The sequence below is a fragment of the uncultured Fibrobacter sp. genome, assembly GCF_947166265.1.
Classification (GTDB): Bacteria; Fibrobacterota; Fibrobacteria; order Fibrobacterales; family Fibrobacteraceae; genus Fibrobacter.
Window position 1 is genome coordinate 15,999 of the sequence record NZ_CAMVDO010000030.1, and the last position, 16,213, is coordinate 32,211.

At 51.4% G+C, this 16,213-nt stretch carries 11 protein-coding genes; 4 read left to right on the top strand and 7 right to left on the bottom strand.

The features are described 5' to 3' along the window. Positions 1-7 precede the first annotated feature (7 nt). Both Q0W37_RS12355 and Q0W37_RS12360 read right to left on the bottom strand, forming a co-directional pair. Entirely contained in the window at positions 8-754 is a 747-nt protein-coding gene (locus Q0W37_RS12355) for a transglutaminase family protein (protein ID WP_297701861.1), read from the bottom strand. A gap of 6 nt (positions 755-760) precedes the next feature. Next, complete coding sequence (locus Q0W37_RS12360) at positions 761-2,695, bottom strand: hypothetical protein (RefSeq protein ID WP_297701862.1); 1,935 nt, start codon at positions 2,693-2,695, stop codon at positions 761-763. Between the two features lie 342 nt (positions 2,696-3,037). Between Q0W37_RS12360 and dnaA the strand changes: the two genes are divergently transcribed. Further along, the gene (gene dnaA / locus Q0W37_RS12365; protein WP_297701863.1) at positions 3,038-4,336 is read left to right on the top strand and encodes a chromosomal replication initiator protein DnaA; all 1,299 of its coding nucleotides are present in this window, start codon (positions 3,038-3,040) and stop codon (positions 4,334-4,336) included. A gap of 155 nt (positions 4,337-4,491) precedes the next feature. Here the strand turns inward: dnaA and Q0W37_RS12370 are convergent, their stop codons facing one another. Both Q0W37_RS12370 and Q0W37_RS12375 read right to left on the bottom strand, forming a co-directional pair. After that, positions 4,492-6,303, bottom strand: a complete 1,812-nt coding sequence (locus Q0W37_RS12370; RefSeq protein ID WP_297701864.1) for a hypothetical protein — start codon at positions 6,301-6,303, stop codon at positions 4,492-4,494. A gap of 56 nt (positions 6,304-6,359) precedes the next feature. Continuing rightward, on the bottom strand, positions 6,360-6,773 hold the full coding sequence (locus tag Q0W37_RS12375; RefSeq protein WP_297701865.1) for a hypothetical protein: 414 nt from the start codon (positions 6,771-6,773) through the stop codon (positions 6,360-6,362). A 313-nt stretch (positions 6,774-7,086) separates the two neighbouring features. On the opposite strand from Q0W37_RS12375, the gene Q0W37_RS12380 reads away from it, so the two are divergent. Both Q0W37_RS12380 and Q0W37_RS12385 read left to right on the top strand, forming a co-directional pair. Continuing rightward, a complete protein-coding gene (locus Q0W37_RS12380; protein ID WP_297701866.1) occupies positions 7,087-8,391 on the top strand; it encodes a GTP-binding protein in 1,305 nt (434 codons plus the stop codon). A gap of 311 nt (positions 8,392-8,702) precedes the next feature. Further along, positions 8,703-10,976 carry an aconitate hydratase gene (locus tag Q0W37_RS12385; RefSeq protein ID WP_297701867.1) on the top strand — a complete coding sequence of 758 codons (2,274 nt, stop codon included), beginning with the start codon at positions 8,703-8,705 and terminating at the stop codon, positions 10,974-10,976. 166 nt (positions 10,977-11,142) lie between these two features. Here the strand turns inward: Q0W37_RS12385 and Q0W37_RS12390 are convergent, their stop codons facing one another. The 3 genes from Q0W37_RS12390 to Q0W37_RS12400 all read right to left on the bottom strand — a co-directional run bounded on the left by Q0W37_RS12390 (position 11,143) and on the right by Q0W37_RS12400 (position 14,974). Then, a complete protein-coding gene (locus tag Q0W37_RS12390; protein WP_297701868.1) occupies positions 11,143-12,558 on the bottom strand; it encodes an MATE family efflux transporter in 1,416 nt (471 codons plus the stop codon). A 149-nt stretch (positions 12,559-12,707) separates the two neighbouring features. Next, positions 12,708-13,892: a DNA cytosine methyltransferase gene (locus tag Q0W37_RS12395; protein ID WP_297701869.1), complete on the bottom strand. Its 1,185-nt coding sequence runs from the start codon at positions 13,890-13,892 to the stop codon at positions 12,708-12,710. After that, positions 13,892-14,974: an HNH endonuclease gene (locus Q0W37_RS12400; protein WP_297701870.1), complete on the bottom strand. Its 1,083-nt coding sequence runs from the start codon at positions 14,972-14,974 to the stop codon at positions 13,892-13,894. Before Q0W37_RS12400 ends, Q0W37_RS12395 begins: the two co-directional genes overlap by 1 nt. 251 nt (positions 14,975-15,225) lie before the next feature. Here Q0W37_RS12400 and leuB point away from each other — a divergent pair. Next, positions 15,226-16,213, top strand: a 988-nt coding sequence (gene leuB, locus Q0W37_RS12405; RefSeq protein ID WP_297701871.1) for a 3-isopropylmalate dehydrogenase, incomplete at its 3' end; no start/stop codon positions are given.

Genomic DNA, 16,213 nt, shown 5'->3' on the forward strand with positions numbered 1-16,213 from the left:
ACTTTATTTAAAGGTGGTCAGGCAAACGGCTTTTCGCGATTTCCTGATTCGCCTTGATTCCCGGATACTCCGGAAAGAACGTTTCGGCCATGCGGTACCACGTCAAGGCGCGCCGCAAGTCGGAATCCAGATAGAGGTTTCCCATGTTAAAGGCGGCAAGCCCCACAAACTGCGTCGACGACAAGGGCATGAATTCTAGCCCCGTCCAAGGGCCGTTCCGGTATTTTCCGCGATATTCTTCGTCGGTATAGCGGAAACCTTCGCGATTGGGTTCCAGATTTTGCACCGTCGAAGAATCTTCCCCATAACGAAGGAACACATGCCCCGGCAACATCACCACCGAAAGTGGAATATGCCTAGCCTCGGCCACCATCATTGCAAGCCACGAAAGCCCCATGCAACCGGATTTTTTAGTTTGCAAGACACGCATCGGAAGTATCGCATTTTCGGATACGGCAGGCTCCCCTGCACCGGCGAATTCAAGTTTCCAATACTCCCACAAGAGTCGCTTCAGGCTCTGCAAGGTATCACCAGACGCCTTCAGCGAACTATCGTAAAAGGCAAGTCCCCCGCTCCACGCCGCCACGGAATCGAGGCAGCCGGGCATACGGTCTTCAAATGAGCATGCCGCGTCGCGAAAGCCCATATTTTCGGCCCGGCCGCTCCAAAGCACAAGCGCCAGTGACGCCGCAAACACGATAATTAGCGTCGGCCAAAACAGGCGCTTCGCAAGACGGGATAACCTAGAGAACATCCTAAACTACAATCCATCCCATTCCATCGGAGATTGCCAGAAGTCGCGAGCGGTCATCATGTAAATCACGAGGCGCTTGCTCTGCATATCTTTCTTCATTTTCATCATGCGGTGATACACACCGGGGCCGCCACCCCAGCTCGTAAGTACCTGCACGTCAAGTCCCGTCGCATAAGCGAGGAGCGAACCCGGACCACCACTTTTCTGATCGACCGATTCAAAGACGCCCGTAAACGAATCACCCATCAAAAGAATCGGGGCATTTTTTCCGCCCTTGTAAGGTTCAGAACCCTTGAAAATCTTCATCACAGACAAAGTATCTGCCGGATATTTAGCCTTTTCGGCATCGGGCAAATGAGCCACCAGGTCCCCTTCGCGAAGGGTAGTCGTCTCTTGCATATTGAGCGACCCCGGCTGCGCCCCCGATTCAGCGTACCAGGAATACTGCGTGACACGGGCGGCAAGCTGTTCCATCGCGGCAAGCATTCCCGGAAGCGCCCAGTGCGTATCGTAACGTTGATAGCTATAGCGCGGAGGTTCGTCACCCGTCTTCGCTGCCATTAGCGCCGGGTAAACATCCAAAACGTCGAGACCCGCCGCAAGCATTTCACGGGTGAATTCACGGCCGGCAGGGTTCACGCAGAGGTCTGCGGCAGTCCCTTCGACAAGTCGTTCCCCATAGATTTCTTCCTTGACAGGAATCGGCACCACCAGCAGCTGTACGCCAAGCGAATCCAGGTACTTCTTGAGTTCCAAGAGACGTGGAAGCGGATTATGCAACGAGTCCTGGGCCGAAATCTTATCCGCAAGCAGATAATTGGCGTTACGCCTGAACCAAAGCATTCCATTAGACGCCCAGGCGTTCTGCTCCTTGGGGAGCTTTTTCAGCGTCTTCGAGAGATTCTCCTTAAACTTTTTAGTCGCATCATTTGCAGGGCATGTTCCTTCGAGCGAGGCCAATGTTTCCAGGCGGAACGTGGAACTCGTATCAAGGACGCGGTTCACCGGAACGACTTCACCTACTGCAGCCAGGGAATCCGCTACCGCTTTGGCACGCAAGGCCTCGTCACTCAACCGAAACGCCGGAACATCGAAAGCGATCCACATCGGGGTCCCCATCGGATTTCCGCGCATCACCGCAAACGGTCGACTCTCCTTGAGAGACTCCCAGGGAGCACCCGGCGTATGCGGTTCCAGGTCAGTATTGAGCGTCGGGTACCAGTAAGAAGACAACGTCCGAGCCCAATTCAGGGCGTCTTCGGCAGACATTTCCGCCGTCAGGTAATAATTCAGGATTTCAGCTGTTTCGCCACGCGACACGTGTTTCAGCTTTCCGTAGAACGCCGTACGCCCCGTCCACACCGCAGGCATCACCTCGGCCCACCATTGCACCGAGCCGTCACTCATGGGAATTCCCCAAAGGCGCGACACCGTCTGGAAAGCCCTGAACACCTCAGGTTCGCCCCACTTGACCGCCTCTACTTCGTTCAAAAGAACCGTCAGCGAATCGTTTCCGGTCTGGGCATAAAGAAGTTTCGCCAAGGGTTCCCAGGCCAGGGGTTGGCGCCCTGCGACAGCGGCTGGTTCATATTCCGTAAGGGAATCTAGCATCGGAAACGGGTAATCCCCTATTGCAGTCCCCGACATTTTTCCTGCGTAGTTTTCAGGCTTTTCCTCTTTTCCGGCATAGCGAATCGGATTGGCAAAATAAGCCGCAAAATCGAGGGCCGCCAAGGTCGGCCGGTCAATGACTCTAGCCTGCCTATCGGCATCCGCGATTTTCATTTCGAACACCGTCACCGGAGTGGAAGGGACCGGAGGCAAAGCCTGCGGAGGAACCGACTCCGTTTCTAAAGCAGTCTCATTTTCAGGAACGGGTTCATCGGTTGAAGGCTGCTGCTTGTTCGAAGCACAAGAAAGAAGCGTAAGTGAGAAAGACATAGAAACTGCAACGGCAGTTCCTCTAAGGCAAGATCTGTATATATCGTGTTTCACGGCCTGAATATAAAAAAAGCAGGGCCAGGGCTGCGAGAAACTCCCTTTTTTTACGTTTTTCAAGCTCACCGCCCCTCGTTAGACGCCTAGCCACAAGAAATAACTTAACTATGTGATAATCAACGACTTACGGTGCCAGTCCAACGTTATTTTTTTATATTTTTTCCTTAAACCGCTCGACTTATCAACAACCGGAGCAATTTTTTCTAAATTTGAGAGCCTAATTGTTGATAGATTCGATTCACCTGTGGAAAAGGACGAGAAATGCAAGCCGAATGGGAAAGATGTTTGAATTACCTCCGTGGAATGCTTTCGGACACGGTCTATAAGACCTATTTCGCACAGACCAAGCTCACCAGTCTGACCACAGGCCACGCCGTCGTCTCTGTCCCTCCCGGACTGGACACCGCAGTCTATTCCGCATACAAGGAACTTATCCGACTCGCCTGGCGCGAAGTCACGCACGACGAATCGGCAATAGAATTCGATTTCCAGCAGCAAGAAGCCGTGGCTCAGCCGCAGGTTTCCACCAACAGTTTCCGCGACTTTATCAAGCCGAGCATTCCGCTGTCGGGTTCTTTCCGCTTCGAAAACTTTGTGCCCGGAGACAAGGCGCAGCTCGCATTCAACGCAGCCCTCGCCGTTGCACGTAACCCCGACGGAACGCAGTACAACCCGCTGTTTATTTACGGTTCTTCGGGACTTGGTAAGACGCACCTTTTGCAGGCTATTGGCAACTACATCTTGGAAGAAGACCCGACCAAGCGCGTGTGCTACCTGACTTCCGAAGACTTTTCTCAGCAGTACATGAAGTGCCTGCGCGAACAGCGCATCACCGAAATGTCGGACTTCTACAGAAACGACGTCGACATTCTCCTTATCGACGATATTCAGAACTGGACCGGCAAATACGAAACGCAGAACGAATTTTTCTTGATCTTCAACGCGCTGCATCAGGCTGGAAAGCAGATCGTGCTCACTTCCGATGCGCCCGCCGCCGAAGTCAAGAACCTCTCCGACCGCCTCGTCAGCCGCTTTGCCTGGGGCCTTACCGTAGACATCCAGCCGCCTGACGTTGAAACTCGCGAAGCCATTCTTCACAAGAAGGCAGAAGAACGCCACCTGGAAATCAGCGACGAAGTGTTGCACTACCTCGCCGAAAGCATCGCAAGCAACGTGCGTTGCCTCGAAAGTGCCATCATCAAGCTCACGCTGCAGTCGAGCCTGATGAGTCACGATATCGACATGAACATTGCGCAGAAGGTCGTCGCCGAAATTGCACCGACGCTTCGTCGCCGTGTAAGCCTCGACGCCGTATTGCACACCGTTTCCAAGCATTACGAAGTTCCCGAAGCCAAGCTCACCGAATCGGGCCGCGGCACCAAGGAAATTTCAAAGGCACGTCAGGTCGCCATGTACCTGATGCGCGAATGCTCCCCCATCAGCCTGCAGAGCATCGGCTCGCGCTTTGGCGGAAAGGACCACTCCACCGTCGTTCACGCCATCAAGAGCGTGAAAAAGGAAATGGAGACGGATCCGAGCTTCGCAAGACTCATCGAAAGCCTCAAAAACTCGATTCACGACTAACAGTTGGCCCTTCGACAAGCTCACTTCGGCCATGCTCAGTGCAGGCAGGGACTTACACAGTTGTCAAAACTCTAGGTTAACAAATCTCGACTAGAGATCCTTCGACTACGCCTAACGGCTCCGCTCAGGATGACATGACGTGTCAGTTCTGACTACTATTTCTTCTTGGATTTTTTAGCGGATTTCTGCTTGGCTTTCTTTTCTTTCGCCTTGCGGGCTTTTTCGGCCTTCTTGGCCTCGCGTTCAGCCTTTAGGGCTTCCTGTTCGGCCTTCTGAGCTTCGGCAAGAGCCTTTTCCGCTTCAAGCCTAGCCTTCTGGGCATCCAACTTCGCCTGTTCCGCCTTTTCAAGAGCAGCCTGTTCCGCGCTCGTATCTGGAGCGGCCTGTGGAGCACTTTGTTGAACAGGGGCAGGCTCAGCAGGTTTCTCTGCGGGAACGGGTTCAGCAACAGCATTCGCCTGTTTCACCGAATCTTCCGCAGCCTTCTGCATTTTTGCATTCTGTTCCCGTTCCGCTTCAATCTTACGTTCTTCTTCGGCAACGGCCTTTTCCTTGGCAATGCGGGCAAGTTCGGCGGCCTTCGCAATCTTTTTCACGGCAGCAGAATCCAGATCGGGGCAAATCAGGCTCACGTCACCCTTCTGCCCGTCGGCACATTCCATTTTGCCCTGGAACGCGCCCATCTTGTAAGTTCCCCACTGCTTTTTGACAAGGCGTTCGGTATAGCAGACTGAACGCCCCGGCATCCAATAATAACAGGTATCCTTGGCGGTCCAGAAAGTGACGAGGCCATTCGGAAGTCCCTTATGGAAAACACCACCAAAATCACCGAAATCAACAAAACCCTCAAGATCGTCGGCGTTAAAGGTCAACGTCACGTTTTTCTTCTTGTAAGGGTTAAAAATCGTCATACGGCCATGCTTCGCGTTACGCTTATAAGGAATTTCGGCCATCAGGAATCCCCTATCAGAAAACATGCGCACGGTTCCATTCACAAATCCCTGCGTGTAAGGGACTTCCAGGTGCTTGAAGTAGTAATTCGTATCGACGCGATCCAAAACATTGGAACGGTAGAACTTGGCAACGCCGTCACGCTTGCCGCGCTTATATACAGACGTCCATGCCACCTTTCCCCATTCCGGTCCTTGGCGTTTCGGGTAGTTAGGATCGTTCATATAACCAATTTCTTCGCCATGAACGAGTCCGTTTTCATCTACATGGCGCACGTTTTCGACGTAGCCGTTCGAAGCAAAGCCCGTCAACACACCCTTATCCAGGCAACGGATATCACTGAAATCCGTAAAGCGGCCAATCGCACTCGGAATCAGCTTGGGAGGAAGCCCCGAAATATGGAACAGGGACGGATCGCGACGGTCCTTCACAATCGAAAGATCCGGACGTTCATGCAAATTGTAGAAACAGCTCACGGAATCAAGCCTGTCCTTGTGATCCTCCACATATTTGCCAAACGGAGTCTGAGAATGATCCTCTTCAAAGGAAAGCGCCACCATACCTTCCATGGCCCCGCCCTTCGCAAAGTCCTTAAGAACCGGAGCAGACTCCTTGACATGGTCCATGCACTGGGCAATGAAGAAATCCATGGAGCAGGAATACCCCTTGGGGCAAGACAACAGGCGCGGCTTGGGGAGATCCCACACCTTTACGATCTTTTTGCCTTCGTCGTTTGCACGCCATCCAAAGCCACCCTTTTCGCGAACCGTATAGCAGCCACACAGATTGGCATCGTCACGGATAAGTTTCAGGCGGTTACGTTCCCTAGGTACTACCGTCGAGGACTGTTCCACCCAGCAATCAAAGTATTCAAAATGATTGACATCGTACATACCGGGGGTATTGGCGGCATCGGCAGAATCCACGGCGGCAAGGGCATCTTCGAAGTCATCGGCAAACGAAAGTGTCGAGGCGAGCGAAAATGCGGCGACAATTTTCAACGAAAGCAATCTCATAGTACGTCAAATTTAATTTTATATCAGGCCATTGTCTTGTAAAACTTTTTTACAAACTAGAATCCGAGGACCGCCTCCGAAATTTCGTTCGCTTCATCGGAATAGTCGTCGGCATAGTCTGGGATAAACTCGCCCCAGCCATCACTGGTGCCACAACCGACCCCCACATCCAGGGAAGACCACTTGAAGGCACCAAAAACACGTTCAAATCGTTCCATCAAGTCCGCAAAGAACTCCTCGGGGAATTCGTCTTCAATGAGTACCGAACCGTCCATCGCCAAAAGTTCCCCCTCGGGAAGCTCTTCGAAACGACATTCGTACTCGTCCATCATCACGTCATCTACCGAATACCAGTCGCCAGAATCTTCACCGGGCAGGTCCATTTCCGGATACTGCTCCATCAAGGAATCGTATACGGCAGAAAGTTCATCGGTCGTTCCGACAAAACGCATCAGGATTCTACAACTCATAAAATCTCCATTAGAGCCCTAAATATAACCGTTTTCCGACATTTTCTTTAGAAAGACGGTTCCAAAGTAGCCTCTCAAAGCCGCCAGCAACTTCAAAAACGGAACTTTTTACCCCGTCAAATGGTGGAATATCACACAAAAAACGCAAAAATAATATTTTCATAAGATTTTTTCACGTTTTGGGGTTGCCGGAGCCCCCGAAATTTTATACCTTATAGTGCAGAACTCTTTGTTCTCCTCCTAACCCCCAAAAAACTGGCTCGGCTCTGCTGGGCCAGTTTTTTTAGCAGAAAAATGCTATTTTTAGGACACTATGAAAAAGTCAGTACCTATTACGCTGCTCACCGGTTACCTCGGAGCCGGAAAAACCACCCTCCTCAATTTTGTACTTAATAACCAGCAGGGTTACCACGTCGCCGTCATCGTGAATGACATCGGCGAAGTGAACATCGACCAGACCCTCATCGAAAAGGGCGGAAACATCACTAAGGAAGACTCCGGCAAGGTGGTGCCGCTTTCGAACGGTTGCATCTGCTGCAGCCTGAAGACCGACCTCTTGGAACAAATCGCCGAACTTCTGGAAATGGGCAAGTTCGACTACATCTTGATTGAAGCAAGCGGCATCTGCGAACCGATTCCTATCGCACAGACCATCTGCATGGCAGGCGCCCAGCTCCAGAGCCGCGACGGCCGCCCGCTCCCCTGCCACCTGGACAACATCGTGTCCGTGGTAGACGTGGCACGTCTCGCCGACGAATTCGCCGGTGGCCAGAAGCTTTTGTCCAAGGATCTCGAAGAAGAAGACATCGCCAACCTTCTTATCCAGCAGATTGAATTCTGCAACACCATCGTGATGAATAAGGTTGATAGTTTGTCTAAAACCGATCTGGAACACGTGAAGGCCGTGGTGCGCGCTTTGCAGCCCGAAGCCAAGATGATCGAGACGAACTACGGCAAGGTCGAAATGAAAGATATCCTGGACACCAAGCAGTTCGACTTCGAAAAGGTCGGAAATTCCGCTGCCTGGGCCAAGGAACTCATGAAAGAAACGTCCCCCGAAGATGAAGATGATGATGACCATGACGAACACGAACATCATCACCACGACCATGACGATGATGATCATGATGAGCATGAGCATCACCACCATCATGACGACGACCATGACCACGAAGATCATAGTCACTGCGACCATGAACACGGCGTGTGCCATTGCGGCCACCACCACGACAAGGATCATCCGCATGGTGACGAATACGGCATCGGAACGTTCGTGTACGAACGTCGCCGTCCGCTGATCCGTGAACGTTTCGAAGTGTTGCTCGACGACTACCCGACCAGCATTATCCGCACCAAGGGTCTCGTGTGGTTCGAAGACGAACGCGACAACAGCTACCTGTTCGAACAGGCCGGCAAGCAGGCCTCTGCCCAGAATTTCGGACCGTGGTTCGCCAGCGAAAGCGAAGCCGAACAGAAGCGCATCCTGCGTGAAAATCCGGACTTGCTTAAGGTGTGGGACGAAAAGTACGGCGACCGCATTATCCGCCTCGTCTTCATCGGCCAGCACATGGACAAGAAGAAGATTATCGCTGCAATGGACAGCTGCTTGGGCGAATAAAAAGACCGAGCTGGCTAAACTCAACCGAGTCCTTACTCTGAAGCCAGCTCTCTCGCCACCGCCCCAGCTTAACACCCGAGGGCTTTGTGGCTCACTAAACGACCGGACTGGCTAATCCCTGCAGATTCCTTGCGCTGGAGCCAGTCCTCTCGCCACCGCCCCAGCTTAACGCATGGGGCTTTGTGGCTCACAGAAGACCGAGCTGGCTAAACAAGACTGTTCGCGCCAATTCAGGATAAGTCCGCACCTAAATGGTGTGGACTTTTTTCTATCTTTACGCCCGAAAATTCAACCTAAAACCCGAAGAGACTATGCTTTTCAATTTCGACATGATCCAGGGCGTCTATGCCCGCATTCCCGCCCGCGTTGAAGCTGCCCGCAAGCAGCTGGGCCGTCCGCTCACCCTCGCCGAAAAGATTATCTACAGCCACCTGATCGATGGCGCCGAGAACAGGACCTACGAACGCGGCAAGGATTTTGCCGAATTCCACCCCGACCGCGTGGCCATGCAGGACGCTACCGCCCAGATGGCCCTTTTGCAGTTCACCACCGCCGGTAAGGCCCGTGTGGCAGTGCCGAGTTCCGTGCACTGCGACCACTTGATTATCGCTCGCGAAGGTGTCGAAAAGGACCTCCCGCGCGCGAAGGAAGAAAGCAAGGAAGTGTACGACTTCTTGCAGTCCGTGTCTGCCAAGTACGGCATTGACTGCTGGCTCCCGGGTGCAGGCATCATCCACCAGGTGGTGCTCGAAAACTATGCCTTCCCGGGCGGAATGATGATCGGTACCGACTCCCACACCGTGAACGCTGGCGGCCTCGGCATGCTCGCGATTGGCGTGGGCGGTGCAGACGCCGTGGATGCCATGGTCGGCCTCCCGTGGGAACTCAAGTACCCAAAGATGATTGGCGTGAAGCTCACTGGCAAGCTCCAGGGCTTCGCAACAGCGAAGGACATCATCCTCAAGCTCGCAGGCATCTTGACTGTTAAGGGTGGCACCAACGCCATTATCGAATACTTTGGCGAAGGCGCACGCAGCCTCTCCGCTACCGGCAAGGCAACGATTGCGAACATGGGTGCCGAAGTGGGCGCTACCTGCTCCACCTTCAGCTACGACGATTCCATGAGCCGCTACCTCAAGGTGACCGGCCGCGCCGACGTTGCCGCCGCCGCCGACAAGATTGCAGAACACCTCAAGGCCGACCCCGAAGTCGAAGCAAATCCGGAAAAGTACTTTGACCGCGTCGTCGAAATCGACTTGAACACGCTCGTGCCGCACTTCAACGGCCCGTTCAGCCCGGACCGCGCCTACGCCGTGACCGACATGGCCGAAAGCCTCAAGGCTACAGAAACCAAGCCGGAATCTACGCCGGTCGTAAGCGCCGCCCTCATCGGTTCTTGCACGAACTCCAGCTACGAAGACCTCTTCATGGCCGCGAACATGATCAAGCAGGCTCTCGCGAAGGGTCTTTCCCCGAAGTGCCCGCTCCTCATCAACCCGGGTTCCGAACAGGTTCGCTACACCGCTGAACGCGATGGTCTCATCGACTTGTTCAAGCAGTTCGGTGCAACGATCATGACGAACGCCTGCGGTCCTTGCATTGGCCGCTGGGACCGCGCCGGTGCCGACAAGAAGGAACTCAACACCATCGTCCACAGCTTTAACCGCAACTTCGCAAAGCGCGCCGACGGCAACCCGAACACGCACGCCTTTGTGGCTAGCCCGCTCATGGCCGTGATTGCCGCCCTCTCCGGCGATATCCGCTTCAACCCGATGACCGACACCCTCGTGAACAATGAGGGCAAGGCCGTGAAGCTCGACCCGCCGGAACAGTGCGAACTCCCGCCGAAGGGCTTCGAAGTCAAGGACGCCGGTTACCAGGCCCCTGCCGAAGACGGATCCAAGATTACCGTTTCCATCAACCCCGAAAGCAAGCGCCTCCAGGCCCTCGCACCGTTCGCGGCTTGGGACGGCAAGGACATCGCCGGAGCCCCGCTCCTCATCAAGGCGAAGGGCAAGTGCACCACCGACCACATTTCCATGGCCGGCCCGTGGCTCAACTACCGCGGTCACCTCGAAAACATTTCGAACAACATGCTCATCGGCGCCGTGAACGCCTTCAACGGCGAAACGAACAAGGTTCTCTGCCAGTGCGGTGAATACAAGGAAGTTCCGGAACTTGCCAAGATTTACAAGGCCAAGGGTACGGGCTCCATCGTCATCGGTGACGAAAACTACGGCGAAGGCTCCAGCCGCGAACATGCCGCCATGGAACCGCGCTTCCTCGGCGTGAAGGCCGTGATCGTGAAGAGCTTCGCCCGCATCCACGAAACGAACCTCAAGAAGCAGGGCATGCTCGCCCTCACCTTCAAGAACGCCGCCGACTACGACAAGATCCAGGAACAGGACGTGTTCGACATCGTTGGCCTCACCAAGTTCGCTCCGGGTTCCGAGTTCACGCTCGTCGCCCACCACAAGGACGGCTCGGTCGATAACATCGCCCTCAGCCACACCTACAACGAACAGCAGTGGGCATGGTTCAAGGCGGGTTCCGCCCTCAACTTGATCCGCGCGAACAACAAGTAAGCACCCCGGCGCATTCCTATCCACGGTACAAACCGTTACGTATGCGCCACACGTCATCCTGAACAACAGCAAGGTTGCGAAGGATCAAAACATTAAAATCCATCGGTAAAAACCGATGGATTTTTTGCTATAAAACGAGCGATGTCCGAAGAATCATTGCAGCGGTTTAAGCCGCATTCATCACATGGCGGCGCCACTTACCGCTTTTCCAGCGACGCCAGAAAATAAGCGGCGCCGTACTGTACACGGCAACAACTGCAATCCAGGCGTATTGAGCCGGAAGGTGGAAAATGTAGGCAGCCACGTACAAGGCGCCCGCCACGCACCAGTTCATAATGGCACACGCGAACATGACCCACACGGTATCGCCCGCACCGCGAAGCGCACCCGCATAAATTACGAGCAAGACTTCAACAAAAATGTAGAAAGTTGCTATCCGCAGCATGAAAATACTCATGGGTCTTGCCGCATCAAAAATGGCAAGAGCCTCGGCAGAAGCCTCCGCCACATCGGGCCTAAAGATATCCGTCAGCATGCCCGGCAGGAATATAAAGAAAATGGCCATCAGCAACGAATATCCCCAACCAAGCCGCAGTCCCGAATAAGTCGAACGCGTCGCGGCGGCCCCATCACGAGCACCAACATAACGCCCTACGAGGCTTGTGGACGCCACCTCTAGCCCCATCAGCGGAACGTATGCCACCATATCCCAGTTAAACATCACCGAAGCAGCCGTAGCCGACTCGGGGCCAAGCGCATGGAACATGAGAATCAGCAGCTGGAAAGCACTCATGTTCAGGCACATTTCGACACCCGAGGGAATCCCCTTCTGCAAAAGTTCCTTAGTCAAGGGCCAGCTGAATGCAAACGCATAGCGGGTACGGAAACGCTTATGGCAGCTTTTTCCCCAGAATTTCGCGAATAAAATTACAGTCGAAATCAGGTTCCCTATCAAGGTTCCGTAAGCGGCCCCCGCAACGCCCAAAGCCGGAATCGGCCCGAATCCGTAAATCAAGAAGAAATTACAGACAACATTCGCTACCATTCCGACAAAGGCAGCCTTCATCACGATTTTGGTTTCGCCGATACCGCTAAAAAAGCAAGGTGCAGCGTTACGCACCAGATTAATGATGCCACCGAACATCAGAATGTCAAAGTACGTTTTCTGGTACTGCAACTGGTCGGCCGGCAAATGCTCCAGGCCAAACGCAAAATGCCCCAGCGGAATCGTAAGGTACAATAGCGGGACCGAAATTAGCGATAGGTATACCGCCTGCATGAACACGCGACCGCAATCCCAACGTTTTTTGCCCCCCAGCCGCTGCGCCACCATGGCGGTCGTGTAGCTGATAGCACCGGTAAAGAACATCGTAAGCGCAAGTTGCACCGCCCCCGCCCCGAGCGCCGCGTTCATTTCGGCAGGACCAAGCTTCGATAGGAACAACCGGTCGATAAAGGTCATGATGGTGTCGAAAGACATCGACATAAGCATCGGAAGCGCTACCACGAGCACATCCTTTACATCACCGTTTTTCTTGAATTTCGACGGTCTATAGAACTTATTCAGTATTGCGTCGACCATATTGAGGGACGAATATAGAAAAAAAATTATAGTTATAGTTTTAAAAATGCAATGACAAGCTATAACAGAGCCAAAAATCTATATCTCAAGAAAAAAAAGACACACCGCATTCTTCTAAACGCAAAGCGGTCTTTCTCAAGCATCAAAAATTAGCGATAAATAGAATTATATATGGCACAAGCCATTTCATATCCAAGTACAGGAGGAACCGCGTTTCCAACTTGGGTAAATTGTCTGGCCATAGGTCCTATAAAAACATAATCATCCGGAAACGTCTGAAGTCTAGCACATTCACGCACAGTCATTGTTCTTGGGATAAATGGATGCAAATGCGATCTGCCGCCACCTCCGGTTCCTCCGGCAATTATCGTTTTTGAAGGTTTTTCAGGATTAAGCCGATCAACACGTCCCAACTGATCTCGTTGTCCAAAGCCAAGAATCATATAACGCGATATTGATTCAGCCTTGTGATTTCGCGGAACATTGCTTTCGGTTGATGTAATTATTTTTTTTAAAGCACTTCCAGAAGGAATTTGCTTTTCCACCTTATCGGGAAAGGTAAAATCTCCCACACGGCTACCGATGATCAGAGTTCGCATTCTTTTTTGTGGAACTCCGTAATCAGCTGCATTTACAACCGTAGGTTTAGCAACAGAATATCCTGCAGTTTGCAAAATTTCACAAGCATGACGAACTTGCTCTCCTCCGTCAATGCTTAAAAGTCCATCGACATTTTCTATTAAAAAAGTTTCGGGCAAAAAATGCACAATAACATTTATATAACAAAAAAGCAAATTGCCATATTTTTCATGTTGAAATCCAACACGTTTAAAATTTTCTCCACTTTTAGAAAAACGTTGATTTGCTGCAATACTAAACGATTGACAGGGGGGACCACCATGAAAAACACCTGGGAATTTTTTTTGTACTCCTTCCGCTTCAAGACGAGCTATAACAGATTCGTAGTCCTGCATATTTCCCGAAAAATCAGGAGGACCAAGAACCTTCTTTGCACCATTAGCACGAAGTGTATCACAAAACATTTCATTTATTTCAACATCAAAAATTGTATCAAAACCAGCATATTTAAAGCCAACATCCAAACCTCCCGCGCCAGAAAAAAAACTGACACAAGGAATATGCGGAGCAACCATTTTTCGCTCATTTACAGGAATAAACTCAGGAAAAACAAAGTCTTCAAAACTCGATTCATCAGAATAAACGAGAGAATTGTAGTCAAGTCCCTTTTGCGCGAGGATTTCTTCGAAAGGAGTCTCTGTTTTAATGGAATAATCTAATAATTTTTTTTGATTTCTATAAGAAAGTCGTTTCATTATACAATATTCCTTTTCGCAAGTTCATATACATCACGAGCCATTTTCTTAGATGAAAAATCGGAGACATTCCATTCCGTGAGTTTTATTTTGTAATAAATGTGGATGCTTCGATGGCAAGTTGGACACAGAGGCTTCAAATCATCTAACGTTGTCGTCGAGCCATTGCTATTAAGCGTTGCAGACAGAGGCAAGATATGATGTAGTTCTAAGATATTGGAATCTGTAAGCCAGGGGTATTTTTCTACAGGATGCATTCCACAAGCATCACATATATATTCAGGATTCACTCTAAAAAAACGTGTTCTCAAAAGTGGGCTACGCTCTATCTTTTGGTGAGAATCAAAAGCCTTTCGACCTTCGCGCACGGCAAATTCAAAAACACTTCGATCTCGAAGTTTTATATCCAAATTCTGCATCTGCGCATAATTTTTTAAAGATGAGAGCCTAAGGAATTCCGTATTCGGGTCACACTCCCTTTTCTCTCCTATAAAAGGAACAGTAGCGCTCAATATTGCGTCTATATCAGAAGTGTCTAAATAAAGTTTTTTATCAAACCAGCGAATATAAGAGACCTGTCCCATAAAAACGAGCATTTCGCGAACTTGACGTTCTTCATCGCCATAAGGCAATCTCGAAGTTCTATTTAAATTTCTATAATGAGAAATGTCTTCTAATCCAGTACAATCATTCCCAATGACATAAGAAAACACATCTTCCAAAGATACAGGCCTTTCTCTTCTTGCTATAAGTAGCTTTAATATTGCTATAAAAGGAAAAACTGGAGGCACTTGTGCACTATACTCTTCAAATGCTGGATAAGGATATTGAAAATGCGAGAATACAAAATTCAGATACTCATCAGGAGAAAAAGGGGCTTGCCCCGCAAGATTTTGACACAAGCTCGTTACAATAAGCCTACCTTCAATTTTTGAAGCAAGCATTGAACATTGAAAGACACGTGCATAATTTCGCCACACCTTATAATGCGATGGCGAAAACGGCAAGCCCGTATTCATTTCAAGAGGGTTGCGCAAGAAATCATCTTTAGCATCAAGATCTATACCGTCTAAAGAATTCAAAACCCTTGCAATCGCACAAATATTATCAAAATGGAAATACGACAACCGTCCTTGGTCCCAACGCCACCGCATGATTCAACTCCAAAAACTAAGAATAAAATTTTGTTCTCTAATATAAAAAAAAGGTATGTCATAAGGCGACATCTATCTATAATTGTATTCAATTCACCCTATTTTTTCATCATCACGTTGTCATTTTTTTTGCATAATTCTATTTTTGAGCCGTTCAAAATTTAAACCAAGGATTAACAATGAGCAAGAATTACAAGATTGCAGTGCTCCCGGGCGACGGTATCGGTCCGGAAGTGATGAAAGAAGCTGTCCGCGTGTTGGACGTTGTTTCCAAGAAGTTCGGTTTCGACGTGAACGCCGAATGGGCAAACGTCGGTGGTGCCGCCTATGACGAAAGCGGTTCTCCGCTTCCGGAAAGCACCCTCAAGCTGGGTGAAGCTTCTGACTGTATTCTTTTCGGTTCCGTGGGTGGCCCGAAGTGGGAACACCTTCCGCCGAACCTGCAGCCGGAACGCGGCGCTCTCCTCCCGCTCCGTAAGCACTTCAAGCTTTTCTGCAACCTCCGCCCGGCCCGCGTCTACAAGGAACTCGCAGGCGCTTGCCCGCTCCGCGCAGACATCGTTGGCGACGGTTTCAACATCCTCACCGTCCGCGAACTGACGGGTGACGTTTACTTTGGCCAGCCGAAGGGCCGCGAAGGCGTTCCGGGCTCCAAGGAAGAAATCGGCTTTGACACCATGAAGTACAGCCGCTACGAAGTCGAACGCATTGCCCGCTTCGCTTTCGACGCCGCTATGCTCCGCAACAAGAAGGTTGCCTCTATCGACAAGGCCAACGTGCTCACCACGAGCGTGCTCTGGCGCGAAGTCGTGAACGAAGTCATCAAGGACTATCCGGAACTCACTCTCGAACACCTCTACGTGGACAACGCTGCCATGCAGCTCCTGAAGCGCCCGCGTGAATTCGACGTGCTCCTCTGCCCGAACCTCTTCGGCGACATCCTCACCGACGAATGCGCCATGCTCACCGGTTCCATGGGTCTCCTCCCGTCCGCTTCTATCGCCGAAGGTTCCTTCGGTCTGTACGAACCGGCCGGTGGTTCCGCTCCGGACATCGCAGGCAAGGGTATTGCAAACCCGCTCGCCCAGATCCTCTCCGTGGCCCTCATGCTCCGCTACACCTTCAAGGAAGAAGAAGCGGCCAAGGCCATCGAAGCTGCTTGCGAAA

Bases quoted from the DNA above. Each gene is read 5' to 3' on its own strand.
- Q0W37_RS12355 (WP_297701861.1), bottom strand. From the start codon at position 754: ATGTTCTCTAGGTTATCCCGTCTTGCGAAGCGCCTGTTTTGGCCGACG.
- Q0W37_RS12360 (WP_297701862.1), bottom strand. From the start codon at position 2,695: ATGTCTTTCTCACTTACGCTTCTTTCTTGTGCTTCGAACAAGCAGCAG.
- Q0W37_RS12370 (WP_297701864.1), bottom strand. From the start codon at position 6,303: ATGAGATTGCTTTCGTTGAAAATTGTCGCCGCATTTTCGCTCGCCTCG.
- Q0W37_RS12375 (WP_297701865.1), bottom strand. From the start codon at position 6,773: ATGAGTTGTAGAATCCTGATGCGTTTTGTCGGAACGACCGATGAACTT.
- Q0W37_RS12380 (WP_297701866.1), top strand. From the start codon at position 7,087: ATGAAAAAGTCAGTACCTATTACGCTGCTCACCGGTTACCTCGGAGCC.
- Q0W37_RS12385 (WP_297701867.1), top strand. From the start codon at position 8,703: ATGCTTTTCAATTTCGACATGATCCAGGGCGTCTATGCCCGCATTCCC.
- Q0W37_RS12390 (WP_297701868.1), bottom strand. From the start codon at position 12,558: ATGGTCGACGCAATACTGAATAAGTTCTATAGACCGTCGAAATTCAAG.
- Q0W37_RS12395 (WP_297701869.1), bottom strand. From the start codon at position 13,892: ATGAAACGACTTTCTTATAGAAATCAAAAAAAATTATTAGATTATTCC.